17 protein-coding genes and 1 tRNA gene are annotated in these 19357 nt (G+C 70.7%); 7 read left to right on the top strand and 11 right to left on the bottom strand.

From position 1 onward, the window contains the following. Positions 1–87: 87 nt before the first annotated feature. The 5 genes from MKL01_RS26385 to MKL01_RS26365 form a co-directional block, all read right to left on the bottom strand. Complete coding sequence (locus MKL01_RS26385; RefSeq protein ID WP_243908127.1) at positions 88–1449, bottom strand: NTP/NDP exchange transporter; 1362 nt, start codon at positions 1447–1449, stop codon at positions 88–90. Between the two features lie 228 nt (positions 1450–1677). Further along, positions 1678–2421, bottom strand: coding sequence for an NADPH-dependent F420 reductase (locus MKL01_RS26380; RefSeq protein WP_243908126.1), 744 nt, complete (start codon positions 2419–2421; stop codon positions 1678–1680). Further along, positions 2411–3316, bottom strand: coding sequence for an aldo/keto reductase (locus MKL01_RS26375; RefSeq protein WP_243908125.1), 906 nt, complete (start codon positions 3314–3316; stop codon positions 2411–2413). The genes MKL01_RS26380 and MKL01_RS26375 overlap by 11 nt, the downstream gene beginning before the upstream one ends. Before the next feature lie 117 nt (positions 3317–3433). After that, positions 3434–3772: a hypothetical protein gene (locus MKL01_RS26370; protein WP_243908124.1), complete on the bottom strand. Its 339-nt coding sequence runs from the start codon at positions 3770–3772 to the stop codon at positions 3434–3436. A 74-nt stretch (positions 3773–3846) separates the two neighbouring features. Further along, complete coding sequence (locus tag MKL01_RS26365) at positions 3847–4290, bottom strand: CHRD domain-containing protein (protein WP_243908123.1); 444 nt, start codon at positions 4288–4290, stop codon at positions 3847–3849. A 236-nt stretch (positions 4291–4526) separates the two neighbouring features. Here MKL01_RS26365 and MKL01_RS26360 point away from each other — a divergent pair. The 3 genes from MKL01_RS26360 (at position 4527) to MKL01_RS26350 (ending at position 7718) form a co-directional block, all read left to right on the top strand. Next, positions 4527–4603, top strand: a tRNA-Met gene (locus MKL01_RS26360). 285 nt (positions 4604–4888) lie between these two features. After that, positions 4889–5821, top strand: a complete 933-nt coding sequence (locus MKL01_RS26355) for a metallophosphoesterase (protein WP_243908122.1) — start codon at positions 4889–4891, stop codon at positions 5819–5821. Between the two features lie 118 nt (positions 5822–5939). Then, positions 5940–7718 carry a hypothetical protein gene (locus MKL01_RS26350; protein WP_243908121.1) on the top strand — a complete coding sequence of 593 codons (1779 nt, stop codon included), beginning with the start codon at positions 5940–5942 and terminating at the stop codon, positions 7716–7718. A 19-nt stretch (positions 7719–7737) separates the two neighbouring features. On the opposite strand, the gene MKL01_RS26345 is transcribed toward MKL01_RS26350, so the two are convergent. The 5 genes from MKL01_RS26345 to MKL01_RS26325 form a co-directional block, all read right to left on the bottom strand. After that, positions 7738–8364: a class I SAM-dependent methyltransferase gene (locus MKL01_RS26345; protein ID WP_243908120.1), complete on the bottom strand. Its 627-nt coding sequence runs from the start codon at positions 8362–8364 to the stop codon at positions 7738–7740. 143 nt (positions 8365–8507) lie between these two features. Next, a complete protein-coding gene (locus MKL01_RS26340; RefSeq protein ID WP_243908119.1) occupies positions 8508–9173 on the bottom strand; it encodes a class I SAM-dependent methyltransferase in 666 nt (221 codons plus the stop codon). Beyond that, positions 9170–10363: a glycosyltransferase family 4 protein gene (locus tag MKL01_RS26335; protein ID WP_243908219.1), complete on the bottom strand. Its 1194-nt coding sequence runs from the start codon at positions 10361–10363 to the stop codon at positions 9170–9172. The genes MKL01_RS26340 and MKL01_RS26335 overlap by 4 nt, the downstream gene beginning before the upstream one ends. A 5-nt stretch (positions 10364–10368) precedes the next feature. Then, the gene (locus MKL01_RS26330; protein ID WP_243908118.1) at positions 10369–11640 is read right to left on the bottom strand and encodes a glycosyltransferase; all 1272 of its coding nucleotides are present in this window, start codon (positions 11638–11640) and stop codon (positions 10369–10371) included. A gap of 183 nt (positions 11641–11823) precedes the next feature. Further along, a complete protein-coding gene (locus MKL01_RS26325) occupies positions 11824–12090 on the bottom strand; it encodes a hypothetical protein (protein ID WP_243908117.1) in 267 nt (88 codons plus the stop codon). 532 nt (positions 12091–12622) lie between these two features. Here MKL01_RS26325 and MKL01_RS26320 point away from each other — a divergent pair. The 4 genes from MKL01_RS26320 to MKL01_RS26305 all read left to right on the top strand — a co-directional run bounded on the left by MKL01_RS26320 (position 12623) and on the right by MKL01_RS26305 (position 18400). Continuing rightward, complete coding sequence (locus tag MKL01_RS26320; protein WP_243908116.1) at positions 12623–14605, top strand: acyl CoA:acetate/3-ketoacid CoA transferase; 1983 nt, start codon at positions 12623–12625, stop codon at positions 14603–14605. Positions 14606–14757: 152 nt separating this feature from the next. After that, a complete protein-coding gene (gene mdcB, locus MKL01_RS26315) occupies positions 14758–15558 on the top strand; it encodes a triphosphoribosyl-dephospho-CoA synthase MdcB (protein ID WP_313901491.1) in 801 nt (266 codons plus the stop codon). A 103-nt stretch (positions 15559–15661) separates the two neighbouring features. Beyond that, complete coding sequence (locus tag MKL01_RS26310; RefSeq protein ID WP_243908115.1) at positions 15662–16396, top strand: DUF3750 domain-containing protein; 735 nt, start codon at positions 15662–15664, stop codon at positions 16394–16396. A 336-nt stretch (positions 16397–16732) separates the two neighbouring features. After that, a complete protein-coding gene (locus tag MKL01_RS26305) occupies positions 16733–18400 on the top strand; it encodes a methyl-accepting chemotaxis protein (protein WP_243908114.1) in 1668 nt (555 codons plus the stop codon). 13 nt (positions 18401–18413) lie between these two features. Here the strand turns inward: MKL01_RS26305 and asd are convergent, their stop codons facing one another. Further along, a complete protein-coding gene (gene asd / locus MKL01_RS26300) occupies positions 18414–19325 on the bottom strand; it encodes an archaetidylserine decarboxylase (protein ID WP_243908113.1) in 912 nt (303 codons plus the stop codon). Between the last annotated feature and the right edge of the window lie 32 nt (positions 19326–19357).

Below are 19357 nucleotides of genomic sequence, written 5' to 3'. Positions count from 1 at the left end.
AGCCCGTCATGCCGTCCTCCCGCTGCCACGCACCGGATATCGCGCGCGGCATGGTAAACCGCAGCTTAACGGAGGCGTCCGCCCGGTTCAGGCAGAGGGAGCCGCCCGGCCGAGGGGCAGCGTCTGCCCCGACGGTTCGGCCTCGCCGGATTCCTGCGCGGTCCGGCGCCGCTCCTGCGCGTGGCCGAGCCAGAGGCTGTTCACCAGCCAAGCGACCGAGAGCGGGATCGCGGCCCCGGCGATCCCGGTGCTTCCGAGGCCCGCGCCCTGGATGCCGGTGAACGACCATGCGCCGACCTGATCGCCGAGCCGGTACACCACTGTGTCGATGAAGCTCTTCGCCTTGTAGCGGTCCTCGCGCGGGACCACGGTGAACAGCACCTCCCGGACCGGGCGCGCGATGGCGAAGTTGCCCGCCCGGCGCAGGACCTGGAAGGCCACGATCACCCCGATCGTCGGCGCGACCGCGAGCGCCGCGAAGCCGATGATGCTGAAGGCCGGCAGCAGCGCCAGCGTCAGCGCGACGCCGAGCCGGTTCACGATCCGGCCGGTGAGGAACAGCTGGACGCCCAGCGTCAGCACGTTCACCGCGAGGTCCACGCTCGCGAAGAAGGCGGTCTGGGCGCCGCGGTCCGGGAAGCTGCGCTTGGCGATGCCCGCCTGCTCGAAATACAGGAAGGTCGAGGTCACCGAGAATAGCAGCAGGAACAGGGAGATGTTGAGGAGATAGGGCGACGCCATGGTGCGGGTCACGCCCGCCAGCACGCTGCCGCCGATGGTACCGTCCTGCCCGGTCGCCTCGGTGGCGCCCGGCACCTCATGCAGCCGGCTCGACAGGGCCGCCAAGCCGCGCATGCAGTAGACCGCGACCTCGAGCAGCACCACCGCGCACAGCATCAGGCCCCAGGTCGGGACGTTCTTGGCGAGGATCGCCGTGGTGGCCGACCCCGCGATGGCGCCCAGCGTCGCCCCCGCGGCGATGAAGCCGAACAGCCGCTTCCCCTGCGCGTTCGAGAACACGTCGACGATGGTCGCCCAGAAGATCGAGACCACGAACAGGTTGAAGATCGACAGCCAGACGAAGAAGACCCGGCCGATCCACACGGACCATTCCGGCGGCGCGAGGTAGAGCGTCAGCGCGAAGGCGAGGATGTTGGCCGCGAAGAACCGGTAGGTGATCGGCACGAACCGCGCCCGCGGCATCCGCTTCACCAGGTAGGCGAACGGCAGGTTGAGGCTCAGCATGCCGACCAGCGTGGCGGTGAACAGCCAGGGCAGGTTCTCGATGCCGCCGGCGACGCCCATCTGGTCGCGGATCGGCCGCAGCACGTAGTAGGCGGCCAGGATCGAGAAGATGTAGGCCCACGACCACGCGAGCGCCCTGCCCTCCCCGGGCTGGACGTCGATCAGGCGGGCCAAGGTGCCGCGGTCCGGGGCGGACTCAGGCATGGTGGGACCTCGCGGTCATGAGCATGGTTCCGCGTCCGCCTGAGCGGCGTGAGGGAGGCGCAGCCTCGGGGACCCGCCGCAGGTCGCGTCTCCAATGCCGCTCCGGATGCTGCCTTCCCCCGCCCCCGGGCGAGGGATGGCGCGCGCAGCCCGTCGCGTCCCGCGGCGGATGGACCGGCGTGCGCCGCCGAGCCCGGACGGGCGAGGGAGCCCGTCCTGCCCCTGCCCTCACTTGGCCATCCCGAGCTTCGCGCTGAGTTCCGGTGCGGTGACGTCGTGGCCGTAGCCCGGTGAACCCATGGCGAACTTGTCGGCGTCCTTGAGCGGGCCGACCACCACCGGATCGAAGCCGGCGTCGCGGACCAGGCCCGCCGCCACCTTCACCGCATCCGGATCGTCGCCCGCGATCGGGATCGCCATCCGGCCGCCGGCGCGGTCCTTGCCGCCGTCGGCGCCTTCCTTGGCGAAGACCTTGTAGTTGGCCGCGTTGAAGGCCCGCACCAGCTTGGCACCCGGGAAATACTTGGCCGACGTGGTGCCGATCCCGTTCGCCTGGACCTCGTCGTAGAGCGCGCCGTCCCGCTTCTGCGTGGCGTTGCCGGCATCGATCACGATCCGGCCCGAAAGGGCCGGCCCGATCTCCTTGGCGAGATCCGGGTAGGCCTTGTAGGGCACCGCGATGAACACGGCATCGCCGAACTTGATCGCCTCCTCGGGCGTCCCGGCCTTCGCCTTCGGACCGAGCTCCGAGACCATCGCGGCGAGGGCCTCCGGGTGACGCGAGGCGAACATCACCTCGTGGCCGTCCTTCACCCAGAGGGTCCCGATCGTGCCGCCGATATTGCCGGCCCCGATCACGCCGATCCGGATCTTCTTCGCCCCGTCCTGTGCCAGGGCCGGAGCGATTGCCGCCAGGGAGAGCCCGGCCGCCAGAGCGAGCGCCGCGCGGCGCGTGGTGAGATCAGACCGCATCGATAAAGGCCTCCATCTGCTTGCGCTGGGCCGGATCCGGGAGCTTGCCCCGGGCGGCGGCGAGGTTGTCCTCGACGTAGGCGACCTTCGCCATGCCGGGTATCGGGCAGGTCACGGCCGGGTTGCCCAGGACGTATTTGAGGAAGAACTGCGGCCAGCTCGTGCAGCCGAGATCCTGCGCCACAGCGGGCAGCGCCTTCCCCTGGACGGCCTTGAACAGGCGGTCGCGGCCGAAGGGCACGTTGGTCATAACCGCCACGCCCCGGTCGGCCGCGAGCGGGATCACCCGCTCGGCGGCGGCCCGGTTGTCGATGGCGTAGTTGACCTGGATGAAATCGAGGGCCTCGCGCCGCATCACGGCTTCCAGCGCGTCGAGCTGGGTGTCGCGCCACACGGTGACGCCGACGTAGCGGATGCGCTTGCGGCCCTTCAGATCGCGCAGCACCGCCAGATTGGCATCCACGTCGATGAGGTTGTGGACCGCCACGAGGTCGAGCGTCTCCACCTTCATGCGGCTCAGCGACCGCTCGAACTCCGCGAGCGTGGCGTCGCGGCCGGTGGTGTCGACCTTGCTGGCGAGGAAGATCTTTTGGCGCAGGTCCGGCTCCGCCAGGATGAGGCCGAGCACGTCCTCGGCGGTGCCGTAGCTCGGCGCGGTGTCGATCACCGAGCCCCCGAGGCTCAGAAACGTCTGCACCGCCTCCTTGAGCGGCGCCACCGTTTCGGCCGTCGGCGCGACCTCGTAGCGACGCGACGTGCCGATCCCGATCGCCGGGAGCATCTCGCCGGTCGAGGGGATCGGCCGGCGGATCAGCGGCGCGGCGGCCCGCGCGAGGCGCGGGACGAGGGGGGCGAGGGCCGCTGCGGCGACGACGGTGCGACGGGATACGGACATGGCCGGCCTCCGAAAGACTCTGGACGCCGATGCGAGATAGGGCGCCGCCGGCGCTTCGTGCATTCTTTATTCTCACGCCTGCGCGAGCGGCCCGCGGGCGCCGGGGCGGCGCCCGGCCTAATCCTCCTCGGGCGGGTCCTCGAATTCCGCCCCTTCGGTATCGGGGGCGATGCGGAACCGGTACTCGTCGATGGCCAGGAAGGCACGGTGCGCCGCCTGCGGATCGATGCCGTCGCGTACCACCAGCGTCTGGAAATCGATGAACAGCCGCGCGATCCGGGCCTCCTCCGCCAGCGCGGCGAGCGCCGAGGAGCTGGCGCCCGAGCGCATCGCGAAGCGCTTCGCCACTCCGTCGGCGTCGGGCGTCGCCACCACGACGACCTGCCCGGCCGTCTCCGGTCGGAGTTCCGCCCAGCGGACAGGCGTCCAGGCGATGATGGCCTCGGTCTGCTTCATCGGTACCTCCGGTAGGCGGACGCCATCCGCCTACCCGGGCCCTGGGCGCGCGTCGAGGTTCCGCGGGCGGGCGGTCAGCGGCCCCGCTCGACCTGGCCGCGGATCTCGCCCTTGGGGTTCGCGGCGGTGTGAATGTTGAAGTAGAGCCGGCCGGCTTCGAGGTCGGCGGCCTTGGCGTCGTCCAGTGCCGCCTCGCCGGAGAACGGGCTACTCGCGGCGGTGACGGGGACGAGCACCCCGGCGTTCTCCCCCGCCTTGGCCGGTCCGTGGAAATGCGCCGCCGTCACCGGGCCGGTGAGCCCGCTGTACGTCCCGGTCCAACTGAGCCGCTTGGTGGCGGGATCGAAGGTGGCGGTGACCTCCCCTGTGCCCGGCGACTGCGTCGCCGGCACTTCGCTGGCACCGTTAAGGGTCGCCCGATAGGTGGTGCCCGCCGCCAGGGCCGGCAGGGTGGCGGACGGCGACGCCGCCGCGAGGGCGAGCAGGATGGCAAGGCGGGTGCTGGCGCGACGGGTCATCGAACGCTCCGGAATGTCCGGTCCCAAGGCGGGACCATCCGCGCAACATAGCGGCCGGTGCCGGGCTGAACATGCCCGGGACGGCGCCGTCGCCCTATGTCGCTTGACGGCCGGGCGGCTCCTTCGCTCCGTCGCGGCAGGAATCTGCGCAGGGCCGGTCACCGACCGTTGACACCCCGCACCCCGCCTCCCTATACCCCCGCGACGTGTCGCCCTCCGGGGCGGTTGCGGCTTGGGGCGGGGTAGCTCAGCTGGTTAGAGCAGAGGAATCATAATCCTTGTGTCGGGGGTTCAAATCCCTCCCTCGCTACCAACATTGCCATTGACCGAGATCGACGCAGCCCTGGCGATGGCCGGGGCTTTTTTATGCCCGGGTCGAAGCCCGTAGACCCCGCAGAGCACCGCCCCACGCAATCGGGAGGCGCTCCGCCACGCTGCCGCCGTCTTGATGCGTCGGTCCCGTCGAGAAGCGGTTCGCGGCTGTCCTGCTGCCTTTCGCGGGGCCACCATCCCTCCGCCACGCGTTCGTGACGAGTTCGAAACCCGTCCGAGGCATTCTGCCGGGGACGACCCCCCGAGTTCAGACGCCTCTCCGCCCATGCTCACGCGACGCGCGCTGCTCTCCCGCCCGGCTCTGACCGGAGCCCTGATCGCCGGAGGCGGACTTCTGAGCGCCAGATACGCCACCGCGTTCGAGCCGCATCGCGTGCAGGTCACCGCCTATCGTCTCTCGCCGTCCCGTTGGCCGCGCGGCCTGAGTCTGCGTATCGCGGTCCTGAGCGACTTCCACGCGCACCCGCGCTGCATGGGCGAAGCCGAGATCGCCGCGGTGGTGGCGCGCACCAACGCCCTCGGGCCCGACCTCACCGTGCTCCTCGGGGATTACGGCTCGCAGAGCGCCGGTCCTGTGCCCTTCGAGACGGTCGCGCGCCTCCTGGGCGATCTGCGCGCGCCGAAGGGCGTCTATGCGGTCCAGGGCAATCACGACTGGGGGGACGACCACGAGGCCCGGCAACGCGGCCGCGGCCCCACCCGGGTGGAGCGCGCGCTCCGGGCGGCCGGAATCGGGTTCATCGAGAATGCGGCCACCCGCCTCGACCTGCCGGCGCCCCTGTGGCTCGCCGGGATCGAGAGCGAGGAGACGCCGAGCGTACCGCGCAGACCGCAGCCGCTCGCGCGACACCGCCTCGCCGCGCTGGATCGGACGTTACGGCCGGTGCAGCCGGACGAGCCCGTGATCCTGCTGGCGCACGAACCCGACATCTTCGCCCTGGACCTCGACCCGCGGGTCGTCCTGACGCTGTCGGGCCACACCCATGGCGGGCAGATCCGCATCCTGGGCTGGTCGCCCTGGATCCCGTCGCGGTACGGGTTGCGCTACGCCTATGGTCACATCGTCGAAGGGGGGCGCGACCTGATCGTCTCGGCCGGCCTCGGCTCCCACTTCGTGGCGGGCCGGCCGGTGCGGATCGGCATCCCGCCGGAGATCGTCATCGTCGACATCGGCGCGGAAGACGCCAGGACGTCCTAGGACGTCGAGAGCGGGTCCTCCGCCGTCCAGTGAAGCGTTGCGCTCCGCGCGCGACGATGGCGGCGCGGGTTGGGATGTCCGGCGGCCGGATGAGAGCCGATCTGCAGGTGCAAGTGCCGTGAACGCCGAAAGAGCCAGTCCGTCCGGGGAGCGCACCGTATCGGTGCCGGCGGGATCGCGCATCGACATCCGCGGCTCGCTGCCGCGGGCCGCCCTCGTCGCGGCGGTGACGATCTTCGTCCTGACTGCCGCGGAGCTGCTCTTCGGCCTGCGGCCCGGCATAGAGACCCTGCTGTTCCTCAACGATGTGCAGAGCCTTCTCGTCATCGTGGCCGTCCTGCTCGCGGTGGCGTTCTGGCGCATTCCGGCGGTCCTGTCGGGTTCGGCATGGCGCGTGCCGCCCCCGCGCCTGACCGCGCCCCTCCTCGCGCTCCTCGCGGGCATGGCCTGCCTGGCCGGTACGTATCTGGTCTTCGGACGCTACGCTCTGTCCTACGACGAAGTCATGGCCGTCTTCGACGCGGAGATCTTTCGTTCGGGCCTCAGGATCGCGCCGCTGCCATCCGAGTGGCGCGGCTTCCGGCACGCCTTGGCCCCGTCCTTCCTGCTGCCCGTCCCGGGCGAAGTCGCCTGGGTCTCGGCTTACCTGCCGGTGAACGCGGCGCTGCGGGCGCTGGTCGGCAGCGCCGCGGATCCGGCCTGGACCGGTCCGATCCTCCTGATCGTCGCCGTCCTCGCGCTGAACGGCATCGCGCGGCAGCTGTGGCCGGACCGGCCGGACGCCGCTTTCGTGGCGACGCTCCTGCTGGTGACCGCACCGCAGGTGCTGGCGACCGCCATGACGCCCTACGCGATGACGGCGCATCTGGCCTTCAACCTGGTCTGGCTCCGGCTGTTCCTGCGCGGCGGTCTCCTGGGACACGCGGGCGCGGCGGCGACCGGCGTCCTCGCCTGCGGGCTGCACCAACTGGTGTTTCATCCGCTGTTCGCGGCCCCCTTCCTCGTCTTCCTGATCGTCGACCGGCGCTGGCGGCTGGCGGTGTTCTACGGCACCGTCTACGCGGCGGCCGGCCTCGTCTGGATCCTCTATTGGCAGGTCCTGCTCGCCGCGCAGCCCGACGCCGGCAACGCCGCCGCGGCCGTCGGCGCGGACTGGTTTCTCCGACGCTTCACGACCCTGCTCGCCGCCTTCGACCCGGGCAGCTTCGATCTCATGACCAAGAACCTCCTGCGCTTCGCTGCGTGGCAGAACCCCCTGCTTCTCCCCCTCGTCGGCCTCGCGTGGCCGGCCTTCCGCCGCGGTGAGAGGCCTGCGTGGTCCCTGGGGGCCGGGATCGGACTGACGCTGCTGGTGGTGGCCGTCCTCCTGCCCTTCCAAGGTCACGGATGGGGCTACCGATATCTGCACGGCCTGATCGGATCCGCCTGCCTGCTTGCCGCCCGCGGCTGGATCGCCCTGACCGAACGGGCCACGGCCTCGCAGGCGGCCGCGGCCCGCGGCGCCCTCACGGTGTCATGCCTGGCGGCTCTGCTGGTCCTGATCCCGGTCCGGGCCCACGACGTTCGCGACGCCGTCGCCCCCTACGCCGCCGCGTCCCGCGCGATCGGATCCGCCGATGCCGACATCGTGGCCCTGCGGGCGGGCGGGGCCCTCTACGGGCGCGACCTGGTCCGGAACGATCCGTTCCTGCGAAACCGTCCGATCATCGTGCTGCTCGACGATCTCGACGCCGCGCACCGGGCCGCGCTGTGTTCCCGCGGACGGATCGTCGAGTTCGGGCCTCAGGAGGCGCGGCGCTTCGGCATCGTCGGCGACTACCGCGAGGAGTCGCCGGCCTCATCCCGGAACGTGCTGCCCTGCACGACCGGGCGGGTGACGGTTCCGGAGCGGTACTGAGCCGAGCCTGCGCTCGGGCTCACGCGCGGGGGCGCGACACCGTCAGGTAGACGCAGGCGTTGTCCCGGCGGATGCCCTCCGGCGTGACGGCGTCCTCCAGCCAGGCGCGCAGGTTCATCGCGACGGCGAGGCCGCCGGCGAGGATCGGTCCGAGGATCGGGACGCGGCGAAGGACATAGGAGGCGCCGGTGGAGCGCAGGATCGTCGTCCACGCGAGGGGCCCCACGATCGGCACGCATTCGACCACGTCGAAACCGCGGATCGCGAGATCGTGCGTCAGGCCCTCGCGCGTCCACCGCCGATGATCCTCGGGATGCGGATGGTAGAGCCAGGTCCCGTGGGTCGAGAGGACCATGAGGCCGTCGCGGCGCAGGACCCTGCGCGCTTCGCCGAGATACGTGTCCAGGTCGCGGACGTGCTCGAGGACCTGGAACGAGAGGACCAGATCGACGCTCGCGTCGGCGACCGGCAGTCGCCCGTCACCGCCGATCGCGATCTCGGCCGCCGTTCCGAAATCCGCGCCCCGATAGGTGATGCCGGCCCGGCGGAAGAGCGGCTCGTAGGGCCTTGAGGCGCAGCCGAAATCGAGCGCCGTCGCACCGCGGCGGTCGAGCCGGCCGACGAGGCCCGCGATGTGCGCGAGCATGCCGCGCAGGAGCAGCCAGTCCGTACACCAGATTGGGGGTCGCGACCGGCGCCGCTGCTCGCGGTCACGCTGGCGCGCCGAGGCCCCATGCGGCGCGGCATCTGCCGCTGCGGTCTGTGCCGTTGCCATGGCGAGTCGCGCTTTCACGTGGAGATCCGGCCCAGGCGCATGGTGACTTCGAGACGGTTGGGAAAGAGCCGCGCGAAGATGCCGGACCGGTAGGCGCCGCCGATCTCGGCCTCGACCCGCAACCCTGCCGCGGCCGTCAGACCGGCCCAGTCGCCGCGCGTCAGGTAGCGGGCCCTGACCATGCCGGAGAACGGGACGTTGCCGATCACGTCGAGGGCGCCCAGCCGCAGCGCGTCGAGGCGCGACGCCCGGAGGTGATCCTTCACGTAAATCGGCCCGCGCGAGACCCGCGCGCATTCCGCGAGCAGCGCTGCCCGGGACGGGCCGTCAACATGGTGCAGCACGTTGTTGAGCACGACGGCATCGAAGCGTGCGTCGCCGAACGGCAGGTGCGTTCCGTCGAACCGATCGGTCTCGATGCCGAGGTCCGGCAGGAAGCGATCCGCGACATCGACCGACACCACGCGCCGGAGGTTGAACACCTGGCGCATCGCCTCCGCGATCAGGCCCGTCCCGCCGCCGACGTCGAGGACGTCCCGGTGCGCGGGATCCCACAGGGCCGCCAGATCCGACAGGAGCTGTGTCTGATAGGTCGGCTTGACGCGACGATAGAGCGCCCCGTGTTGGCCGAGGATCGCGGAGACGGCCTGAAGGCTCGGAGCGGCCATGCCGTGGGTCATGGGGCGAACCTCCGCGTGGTGTCCGTAAGGCCGGGACGACCGGGGATCCGGGGGGGTGACGCTGGCAGCAGATCCGCGATCAGGGCGAGATGCGCCGCCGCCGACGTCCGCCACGCGTAGCGGGCCGCGCAGGCGGCGGCCCGGGCGGCCCCGTCGCCGGGATCCGCCAGCTGCGTCGCCAGGGCGACCGCGAAGGCTGCGGCCGCGGCATCCGGATCGGCCGGGTCGAGGGGCAGCCCGGTCACCCAGTCCGCGAGGCCCTCGTCCGCGCCCGCGGTCTCGCGTCCGCAGAGCACCGGGAGCCCGGAGGCCAGGGCTTCCTGGATGACCAGCGGCAGTCCCTCCCCGGTGCTGGGCAGCACCAGGCAGTCGGACGCCCGGTACAGGTCGGCGAGGCCCGCATGCGCCATCCCGCGCAGCACCCGCACGTTGGGAAGCGCCCAGGATGCCGGATCGAGGGGCCCCCATCCCGCGAACACGAAGGTGACGTGCGGCATGCGGCGCGCGAGGCGCTCGAGGATCGGCAGGCCCTTCTTGTCGACGAAACGCCCGACGAAGAGCGCGACCGGCCCCTCGACCGGCAGGCCGAGACGTCCGCGCAGGGCCGCCACGGACGTTGCGGCGGCGCGCGGATGGAAGAGCGTCGCGTCGACGCCGTTCGGTATCATGAGGGGCGCCCGGCGGAACCGGACGGTCGCGAAGAACGCCGCGCTCGTGCGGCTTATGAAGACGACCCGGTCGGCGGCCCTGAGCATCGGGCGGGCCACCAGGGCGTTCCCGGCCGCCATCAGGTGCCGCAGCCATCGGTTCGCGTACGGTACCTCGCCGATGTGCTGGACGATGACCACCGGCTTGCGGAGCAGACGCGCGGCGATCAGGATTGCCACGTTGCTGGGGTAGAGGCTGTCGTGCAGCTGCAGCCCGTCGGCGCGGCGGACCTCCCGCCAGATCCGAGCCATCGCCCGCAGACCGGGGAGCGGAAGCGGAAGCCCGAACCGGCGCTCGATGCCGTTCCAGGCCGGCAGCGGGACGGCGCGTCCGCAGGCCGGACCGGGCGGGGGGCTGGCGTCGCACGCGAGCCACGTGACCGAAGCGCCGAGCGCGCCGAACTGGCGCGCGAGCTGCCCGGCGACGATCTCGATGCCGCCCCGGTGGCTCTCGAAGTAGTGCGTGCCGAGCAGGACGCGCATCGCGGTCACGCGGCCATCGAATCGTGGGCCGGCGGCTTCGTCTCGGGGGGCTTGGTCTCCGACTGTGCGCCGCGCGTGCCCCGGGGCTGCAGGAAGGCCGCCTCGTTGCCGCCGATCACCGAGAGCAGGAAGCCGCCGAGGGCGGTCTGGGTCCCGATCGCGATGAGCGATGTCCCGGCGACCGCCGGCAGGACGCTGCCGAGCGGGCCGAACCGGTGCAGCGACCAGTAGCCCAGAACGGACAGGAGCAGGCCGGTCCCCGCCAGGATCGCCACGGCGCCGAGCGCCAGCATCGTCTCGAGGGATACGAAGCGCGCCATGCGGGCGTGCCGTCGTCCCGGGAGGCGATAGCCTTCCCGCACGCCGTACAGGTGGGCGGCGGCGGCCAGGAGCGCGGCGTTGTGCGCGACGCCCAGAAGGGCGCCGGCCAAGATGATCCAGTAATTGCCGACATAGCCGCCGGCCGCCGACGGCGCGAGCGCCGAGATCGCCGCCAGCGTCAGGACCGAGAGCCCGATCGCGGCCAGGAGCACGGCCGGCAGCGCGAACAGCCAGGCCGGGCTCAGCATCAGCAGGAACCGTAGGTGCCGCCAGCCGTCCCGCCAGGGGCGCAGGTGCGGCGGCCGTCCGCGCTGATCCGGGAGGAGCGTGGCGGGGACCTCGGCGACGCGCTCGCCCTTCAGGGTCGCCTTGATGATCATCTCGCTGGCGAACTCCATGCCGGAGCCGCGCAGGTTCAGCCGCTTGAGGCACCCCTTGGTCAGGGCCCGCAGGCCGCAATGCGCGTCGCCGATCCGCGCGCCGAACAGGACGTTCAGAAGGCCGGTCAGGACCGGGTTGCCGAGGTACCGGTTCTTCCAGGGCATCGCCCCGGGCGCGATCCCGCCGCGGAAGCGCGACCCGATGCACAGGTCTGCCCCGCCCTGCAGGGCCTCGATCATCGCGACCGCGTCGCGGAAATCGTAGGACCCGTCCGCATCCCCCATGACCAGGTAGCGGCCGTTCGCCGCCCTGAACCCGCCCATCAGGGCCGCGCCGTAGCCCTTCTCGGCGACCGTCGCCACCCGCGCGCCCAGAAGCGCCGCGACCTCCCGGCTCCCGTCGAGGCTGCCGTTATCGGCGACGACGATCTCGCCCGCGAGGCCGAGACGGGAGTCGAGCAGCGCGAGAGCCGCCCTTGCGCTCGCGAGGGCGGCCGGCAGCGCCCGCGCCTCGTCGAGGCACGGCATCACGATCGACACGTCGATGGAACGGTCTGAGCCCGTCGGGGAAGGCATCGGAAACTCTTCGCTCGCCGGTTCCGGTCGATCCTGCGCCCGCGGGAGCGTGGTCGGACTGACTTGCGAAGTGGTTAACGATCGGCCCGGGGCTCGACGGACAGGGCCCCGACGTCGCGTTCCGATGGGCTCAGGCAACGAATCGGAGTCGGACGGCCGCGCCGCTGCAACCGCCCGACGGCCTCAAGCGGCCTGCGCGTCGCGCAGCACGGTCTGGACCTGTCCGGCTGCCCGGGCGAGCGCCGTTTCCTTCTCGGTGCCGTCGACCTCATCGGTCGCGAGAGCGCCGAGCCGGTAGGCGATCCGGTGTTCGACGGCCTGCAGCAACTCGCGCGCCGGATCCGCGTCGATACGCAGTAGCGTCTGCGCGAGATCAAGATACGCGCTCCGCAGGAGGCTGAAAGCAAAGCGGGTCGCGGTGTCTTCCGCGATCGGACTCATGACGGTCATGGCGTGTACCCTACTGAACACGCTCCCCAGACCATCGGCCCTATAGACCATCCGATGACAATTGTAAAACGAGCTATTCCAGAGGCCAGATCGGCGCTTGCCGAGGCCCGTTGCTGGCGAAAACTAACATGAGCCAAAGAGCACTGTTCAAACGGATCGCGAGACGCGGCTTTCCACGGCGTGGCGCGAATCGGCATTGCGTCGAGGGTACGGGTACGCCCGCGCGAAGGACTTGCGGCGCGGCAGCGCCGCGCGGGGGCGAGCGGGCGGCAGCCGACAATTTTTCTGACCGTGCACCGAAGAGTTTTTCAGGAGCAAAAGGCACGGCTTTCGGAGTAATGTGGCCGACAACCCTGTGCCTTCGTGCGATGCCGCAAATATTGATGCGGTGCAATAAGAGAAACCGACACGACTCTGCTGAGCGCCTGACTGCATCCGACCGGACTGCGCCCGGCCGACCATCGACGATACAAAGGACGGCAGGCTTCGCGGCCGGGCGTCGTTCCGTCACCCGAGGGGGATCACGCGGTCCATGAGAAAGAACAAGGTCATCTCGGCGGACGAGGCGATCGCGCTGATCCGCGAGAACGACGTCGTGACCACCACAGGGTTCGTCCAGAGCTGCATTCCCGAGGCGCTGCACGCGGCGCTGGAAAGGCGCTTCGTCGAGACCGGCTCTCCGCGCGGTCTGACCCTGATCATGACCGCGGGCGCCGGCGACAGCAAAGGCCTCGGCACCGGCCGCCTGCACCATCACGGCCTGCTCTCGCGGGTGATCGCCGCCAATTTCGGCCGCATGCCGAAGGTCGCGCAGGCCGCGCAGGACAACCTGATCCGCGGCTACAATCTGCCCCAGGGCGTGATCTCCCAGCTCTACCGGGCCTGTGCGGCCGGCCAGCCGGGACTGTTCTCCAAGGTCGGCCTGCAGACCTACGTCGATCCCCGCCATGGCGGTGGCAAGGTCAACGAACTGACCCGCGAGGACATCGTCAAGCTGGTCGAGGTCGATGGCGAGGAATGGCTGTTCTACACCGCCACCAAGATCGACGTGGCCTTCATCCGCGCCACCTCGGCCGACCCGTCGGGGAACCTCTCCTACGAGAAGGAGGCGCTCACCCTCGACTGCCTGGCCCAGGCCATGGCCGCCCGCAACAACGGCGGCATCGTGGTCGCCCAGGTCGAGCGCATCGTCGACGACGGATACCTGCTGCCGAAGGACGTGCGGGTGCCCGGCATCCTGGTGGATTGCGTCGTGGTCGCCGAGCCCGAGATGCATCGGATGAACTACGGCGTGATGCACGATGCGGCTCTGGCCGGCGAGATCCGCGTGCCCGTCACCGGCATCAAGCGGATGGCGCTCAACGAGCGGAAGATCATCGCCCGGCGTGCGGCCTTCGAGCTGCCGCCGAACGGCGTGGTGAATCTCGGCGTCGGCGCCCCAGAGGGCATCGCGTCGGTGGCCAACGAGGAGAAGATCACGCCCTACATCACCCTCACCACCGAGGCCGGCGCCGTCGGCGGCGTGCTGGCCTCCGGGTCGAGCTTCGGTGCGGCCACCAACGCCGACTGCATCATCGACCAGAACCAGATGTTCGACTTCTACGATGGCGGCGGCCTCGACATGACCTGCCTGGGGATGGCCGAATGCGACGGGGCCGGAAACGTCAACACGTCGAAGTTCGGGGGCAAGCTCAACGGCTGCGGCGGCTTCATCAACATCTCGCAGAACGCCCGCACCGTGGTGTTCGCCGGCACCTTCACGGCGGGGGGGCTGGAGATCGCCGTGCATGACGGCCAGGTCCGGATCGTGAGCGAGGGCAAGGCGCGAAAATTCGTGACTCAGGTCCAGCAGATCACCTTCTCGGGCCCCTACGCGGTCGAGCGCGCGCAGCCGGTCCTCTACGTGACCGAACGCTGCGTCTTCCAGTTGACGCCGGAGGGGCTGGAACTGATCGAGGTTGCGCCCGGCATCGATATCGAGCGCGACATCCTCGCCCACATGGCGTTCGCGCCCGTGGTGCGGAACCCGGTGCCCATGGACCCGCGGATCTTCCGCGAGGAGCCGATGGAGCTGATCTCCGATCTGCTCAACCTCGATCTGAAGTCGCGCGTCAGCTACGACCGGGAACGCAACATCCTCTTCATCAACCTCGAGGGCTGGTACTGCCGGGTGAAGGGCGACATGGACGAACTGCGCATGACCATCGTCGAGGCCTGCCGCGCGGCCGGCCAGCGGGTCAACGCGGTGATCAACCACGACGGCTTCCGGCTCAACGAGAACCTGTTCGACGATTATGCCGGGATGGTCCAGTATCTCCAGGCGAACTACTACGCGACGACGACCCGCTACGCGACCAGCGCCTTCCTGCGCCTGAAGATGGAGGAGGCGCTCAACAAGCGCGGCGTCGCCCCCCACGTCTTCGAGCGGAAGGAGGACGCGCAGGCCTTCGTCAGCAGCACCGAGGACCGGAAGGCGCGCAAGCGGATCCCCCCCGCGGTCGCTTCGGCGGCCTGAGGGCGCCGCATCTGGTATAGGCGGCTCACCGGCCCTCCCCCGAGCCTCGCGGCGAGGACCGCGCGGAGCCTCGAGCCCTGGATCAGGACCATCGACTTCCCCCGGCGCCCGCCGAGGGCCCCCGCGGTTCCGGCGCCCCCTGGGCCGAGCGCGTGGCCGCCCTCGCCCATGACGCGCTGATCGACGAGCTGGAAACCTGGCCGAAGCCCGGGCTCGTCAGCCCGGTGGATTCCGGCAGCCATGACGACATGGACGCCGACACCCTGCGCCGCAGCGCGGCGGCGATCCGGCCGTTCTTCGCCGACCTGGTGGCGGCCGGATCCCGGGGGGCTGCCCTGACGGACCTCCGCGCGATCGGCTTGGCGGCCGAGGCGGCCATGATGGCGGCGACCGGCGGTGTCAACGCGCACCGCGGCGCCATCTTCTCGCTGGGCCTGATCTGCGCGGCGGCCGGATCGGTCGGCGCGAAGTCCTGCTCGGCCGAAGCCCACGCGGAGGCGGTCGCCCGGCTCTGGGGCGACGCGATCGCGCGCGCGCCGGCCTCGCCGACGAGCCACGGCGGCCGGGCCGCGCGCCGCTACGGTGTCGGCGGCGCCAGCGCCGAGGCGGCGGCCGGATTTCCCACGATCCGCGCCACCGGGTTGCCCGCCCTGCGCCTGGGCCGGGCGCACGCGCCCGAGGACCCCGAGGCCGCCCGCGTGCAGTGCTTCTTCGCGCTCCTGGCCGTGGTCGACGACACGAACCTGCTCCATCGCGGCGGCTCCTCTGGGCTGACCGCCGCGCGCGCAGCCGCAGCGGCTTTCCTGACGGCCGGCGGGATCGCGGCCCCCGGATGGCGCCAGCGCGCGGCGGATGTGCACCGGGTCTTCGTGGCCGCGCGCCTGAGCCCCGGCGGCTGTGCCGATCTCCTCGCGACCACGCTGTTCCTCGACGCCCTGGGAGGTCCGGCCTGACGCGAACCCGACCCCACCGGTGACGGCCGGACCGTTCGGCCGCATTCACCCGGCGGTGTCCGATCCCCATCTCCCGGAAACCCCCTCTCTTCCCGGTTCCCCCGTGACTCCTATCCGGATCGCGCTCCTCGCGCTCGCTGCCGTGTTCCTCGTGCCCGTCGCCGTCTCCGCCACGCTCTACTGGCTGCGGGCGAGCGGCGACTGGCGGCTCGCCGACCGGTCCAGCGCGGGCCTGCTCCCCTCGGCCGATGCCCATGAGGGCGCGGTGGTGCGGATCTTCTCGGCGCGGACAGTGAGCTGGCGCGGCATCGTCGCCACCCACAGTTGGATCGTCATCAAGGATCGCGGGCAGCGCGCCTACCGCCGATTCGACTACACCGCCTGGGGTCAGCCGATCTGGATCGACCGCTTCGTCCCCGACGGACGCTGGTTCGGAAACGCGCCCGCCGTGGTGTTCGCCGCGGACGGGATCGAGGCCGAGGCCATGCTGCCCCGGATCCGCAAGGCCGTGACCGAATACCGGTATGCACGCCCCGGCGACTATGTGGTCTGGCCGGGGCCGAACTCGAACACCTTCGTCGCCGCGATCATGGCGGCCGTGCCGGAGATCCGGGCAAGCCTGCCGACCACGGCGATCGGCAAGGACTTTCCCTACGACGGCCGGTGGATCGGCCGGACGCCGTCGGGCACCGGCATCCGCGTCAATCTCGGCGGTTATGCCGGTCTGACGCTGGGCTGGGTCGAGGGTCTGGAGCTGAACCTGCTCGGCGGCGTCGCCGGGATCGACCTGCGCCGGCCGGCCATCAAGCTGCCGGCCCTGGGTCGGATCGGGCTGTAGAAACCGCGATGCCGCAGGCGGTAGAATCGGCGCTTGAACCAGCGTCCCGACGCCGTCCGGAACAGGCATCACATTCCGCGGACACTGCACGACGGCTGGGTGCTGTCTATCCGAGCGTACACCTGCTCAAATATGCGGACAGGACCATCGCCAGGTAGAAAGATCCAAGATTTCGATCTTCAGTCCTTTGAATTATTTCTTTGATCGATCGATAAGAAACTATCTTTCTGTGATAATGCAACAAAAAAGTGAGTCTTAAGGAATTGCATGTCGATGGTCTGACGGTTAGGTACGCGCGAGCCGGGGACGTCTTGGCGATCGATCTGGAAGACCTCGATGCGTGTTACCATCAAAGCCCGGCTCGTCGGGTTGCTCGCGTTGCTCGGCATTCTTCTTGTCGTATCCACGGCACTCGGCAATTACGCTCTCTACGCCAGTCGTCAGAGTCTTCAGACGATCTTTGCCGATCGGGTCGTGCCCTTGCGTCAGTTCTGCGAGATCCGGGATGCCTACGAGGCCATCCTCAGGGACCTGCGCGACGCTGCCGGCGAGGCGACCGGACAACGGGACGTCGGTAAGATCATGGCGGAGCACTTGGCGCATTCGCAGCAGAGCTGGGCGGCCTACATGACGACCTATCTGACACCGGAGGAGGAGATCCTCGCCGCCGATGTCGGGACGCAGCTGAAGCGGGACGAGTCGATCGTCGAGGATCTGATCCGGCGTCTGGACGGCCGCGGGCCGATCGACCTCGCGCAGGCGCGGACCAACCTGCTGAGCGAGATGGAACCGACCAGCGCCGGCCTCACGAAGCTGACGAACCTCCAGGTCCGGGAGGCCGGCAGCGAATTCGACCGTGCACGCGCGTTGGCCGACTGGCTGCGCGGCCTGCTTCTCGCCGCGCTCGTGCTCGCGGCCATCGCGGTGGCCTACGGGTTCGTCGTCATCCTGACCCAGGTGATGCGACCCATCGGCGCGACGACCGCGACGATGTCCCGACTCGCCGCGGGCGACCTCGACGCACCGGTGGCCGGCGTGGACCGGCGCGACGAGATCGGTGCCATGGCCCGGGCCATCCAGGCGTTCAAGGAAGCCCTGCTCGCCAAGCGCGCGGCGGATGCGGCGGCCGCCGCCGAGCAGGTCGTCAAGGCCCGCAGGGCGGAGACGCTGGACCACGCCACCCGGGCGTTTCGCGGCCAGATCGAGCGCATGACGCACACGCTGGCAAGTGCCGCGGGCGAGCTGGAGGCGGCCGCCAAGCTCATGAGCCGCAACGCCGAAGAGACCGCCGCCCAATCGTCCAACGTGTCGCTGGCCGCCGAGCAGACCTCGGCCAACGTGCAGACCGTGGCGGCGGCCAGCGAGGAGCTGGCGGCCTCGATCGGCACGATCAATGTGCAGATCGCCCGTTCGTCCGACATCGCCGAGCGGGCCGCCGACGACGCCAACCAGACCAACACGCTGGTCCTGGGGCTGGCCGACGGCGCGGAACGGATCGGGGCGGTGATCAGCCTGATCTCGGGGATCGCCGCGCAGACCAATCTCCTGGCGCTGAACGCGACCATCGAGGCGGCCCGGGCCGGTGAGGCGGGCCGCGGCTTCGCCGTGGTGGCGGCCGAGGTGAAGGAACTGGCCGATCAGACCGCCAAGGCGACGCAGACGATTTCCGGCCAGGTCGCCGCCATCCAGGGCGAGACGGACCGCGCGGTGGATGCCATCCAGGCCATTGCCGCCACCGTCCTGGACCTGCGCGGCATCGCGGTCAGCGTCGCGGCCTCGATGGAGGAGCAAGGGGCGGTGACGCAGGAGATCGTGCGGAACGTCAGCCAGGCGGCGGACGGGACGCAGGCGGTGACGATCAATATCGGCGCGGTCACGCAGGCGGCCGGCGAGACCGGCAGCGCCGCGGCCCAGGTGCTGACTGCCGCGACGGAGCTGTCGCACCAGTCCGATGCCCTGAGCGCCGCGGTCGCCGAGTTTTTGGAGACCGTGCAGGCGGCCTGAGCCCGGAAGGCCGTCAGGGCGACGCGGGCTCCCGAGCGTCCGGCAGGCGCATCAGGGGTTCGCCCATGCGCAGGCGCGCCCCCTCGCGCAGGCTCGGCCACAGGTCGAAGCCGGCGGGCGCGAGGACCACGATGGTCGAGCCGTGCTCGAACCAGCCCATCTCCGCGCCCTTGGCGAGCCGCGCCGCGCAGCGGAGGGTATGGCCGCCGGTGTCCCGGAGGGCGACGCTCGCGGGCAGGACGCCGAGGCGCAGGCCGGCCACCAGGATCGCCGCCACCGGCACCAGCGTCACGGCGTGGCCGGTCCCGGCGAGCTGCAGACGCAGGACGGCGCGTTCGTTGCGGCAGAACAGGGCCTCGACGCGCTTCAGCGCGATCGGATTGACGTTCCAGGTGTCCCCCCAGATGTGCCGGACGGACTCGACCCGCAGGTCGTGGGGCGCGTGGAAGCGGTGATACATACCGGCGGTCAGGCGCAGGGTCGCGTAGGCGCCGCCCTCGTGCGCCTGGGCCAGTGCGGCATCGCCGCCGAGGAGGTCTTCGAGGCGGTAGGACAGCCCCTTGATCTGGTACAGGCGCCCCGCCTCGATCCGGCCATGCGCACCCAGGATCGCGTCGCTGGGACTCGTGAGGATCGCGGGATCCGCGGCCACTGGCCGGGCCCCGGGGCGCAGGGCGCGCACGAAGGCGGCGTGCAGGCTGGGGAACCGCGCTTCCCGCGCGTCGCTGAGATCGACGTCGCAGAACAGGCGCCAGGTCGCGATCGACAGGTCGCGCACGAGGGGCTGCTCGATGCGGCTGAACCAGCCCATGAACCGCGTGGCGAGGCGGCGCGGGAGCCGGTTGGTGAGGAGGAAGTTCAGATCCTCCTGGGCGCCGACCCGCGCCAGGGCGGCGCGCAGCCGGGATCCGGAAACCGTCATCATGCCGTGAACCATCTCCGATAGGGCCCGGTGCG

This window comes from Methylobacterium sp. J-070 (genome assembly GCF_022829385.1).
Taxonomy (GTDB): domain Bacteria; phylum Pseudomonadota; class Alphaproteobacteria; order Rhizobiales; family Beijerinckiaceae; genus Methylobacterium.
This window is presented reverse-complemented; position numbering and strand designations above follow the sequence as displayed.

Excerpts from the sequence above, each read along its gene's own strand:
- MKL01_RS26385 (WP_243908127.1), bottom strand. The coding sequence starts at position 1,449 with ATGCCTGAGTCCGCCCCGGACCGCGGCACCTTGGCCCGCCTGATCGAC.
- MKL01_RS26380 (WP_243908126.1), bottom strand. The coding sequence starts at position 2,421 with ATGCGGTCTGATCTCACCACGCGCCGCGCGGCGCTCGCTCTGGCGGCC.
- MKL01_RS26375 (WP_243908125.1), bottom strand. The coding sequence starts at position 3,316 with ATGTCCGTATCCCGTCGCACCGTCGTCGCCGCAGCGGCCCTCGCCCCC.
- MKL01_RS26370 (WP_243908124.1), bottom strand. The coding sequence starts at position 3,772 with ATGAAGCAGACCGAGGCCATCATCGCCTGGACGCCTGTCCGCTGGGCG.
- MKL01_RS26365 (WP_243908123.1), bottom strand. The coding sequence starts at position 4,290 with ATGACCCGTCGCGCCAGCACCCGCCTTGCCATCCTGCTCGCCCTCGCG.
- MKL01_RS26355 (WP_243908122.1), top strand. The coding sequence starts at position 4,889 with ATGCTCACGCGACGCGCGCTGCTCTCCCGCCCGGCTCTGACCGGAGCC.
- MKL01_RS26345 (WP_243908120.1), bottom strand. The coding sequence starts at position 8,364 with ATGCTCGCGCACATCGCGGGCCTCGTCGGCCGGCTCGACCGCCGCGGT.
- MKL01_RS26340 (WP_243908119.1), bottom strand. The coding sequence starts at position 9,173 with ATGACCCACGGCATGGCCGCTCCGAGCCTTCAGGCCGTCTCCGCGATC.
- MKL01_RS26335 (WP_243908219.1), bottom strand. The coding sequence starts at position 10,363 with ATGCGCGTCCTGCTCGGCACGCACTACTTCGAGAGCCACCGGGGCGGC.
- MKL01_RS26330 (WP_243908118.1), bottom strand. The coding sequence starts at position 11,640 with ATGCCTTCCCCGACGGGCTCAGACCGTTCCATCGACGTGTCGATCGTG.
- MKL01_RS26325 (WP_243908117.1), bottom strand. The coding sequence starts at position 12,090 with ATGACCGTCATGAGTCCGATCGCGGAAGACACCGCGACCCGCTTTGCT.
- MKL01_RS26320 (WP_243908116.1), top strand. The coding sequence starts at position 12,623 with ATGAGAAAGAACAAGGTCATCTCGGCGGACGAGGCGATCGCGCTGATC.
- MKL01_RS26305 (WP_243908114.1), top strand. The coding sequence starts at position 16,733 with ATGCGTGTTACCATCAAAGCCCGGCTCGTCGGGTTGCTCGCGTTGCTC.
- asd (WP_243908113.1), bottom strand. The coding sequence starts at position 19,325 with ATGATGACGGTTTCCGGATCCCGGCTGCGCGCCGCCCTGGCGCGGGTC.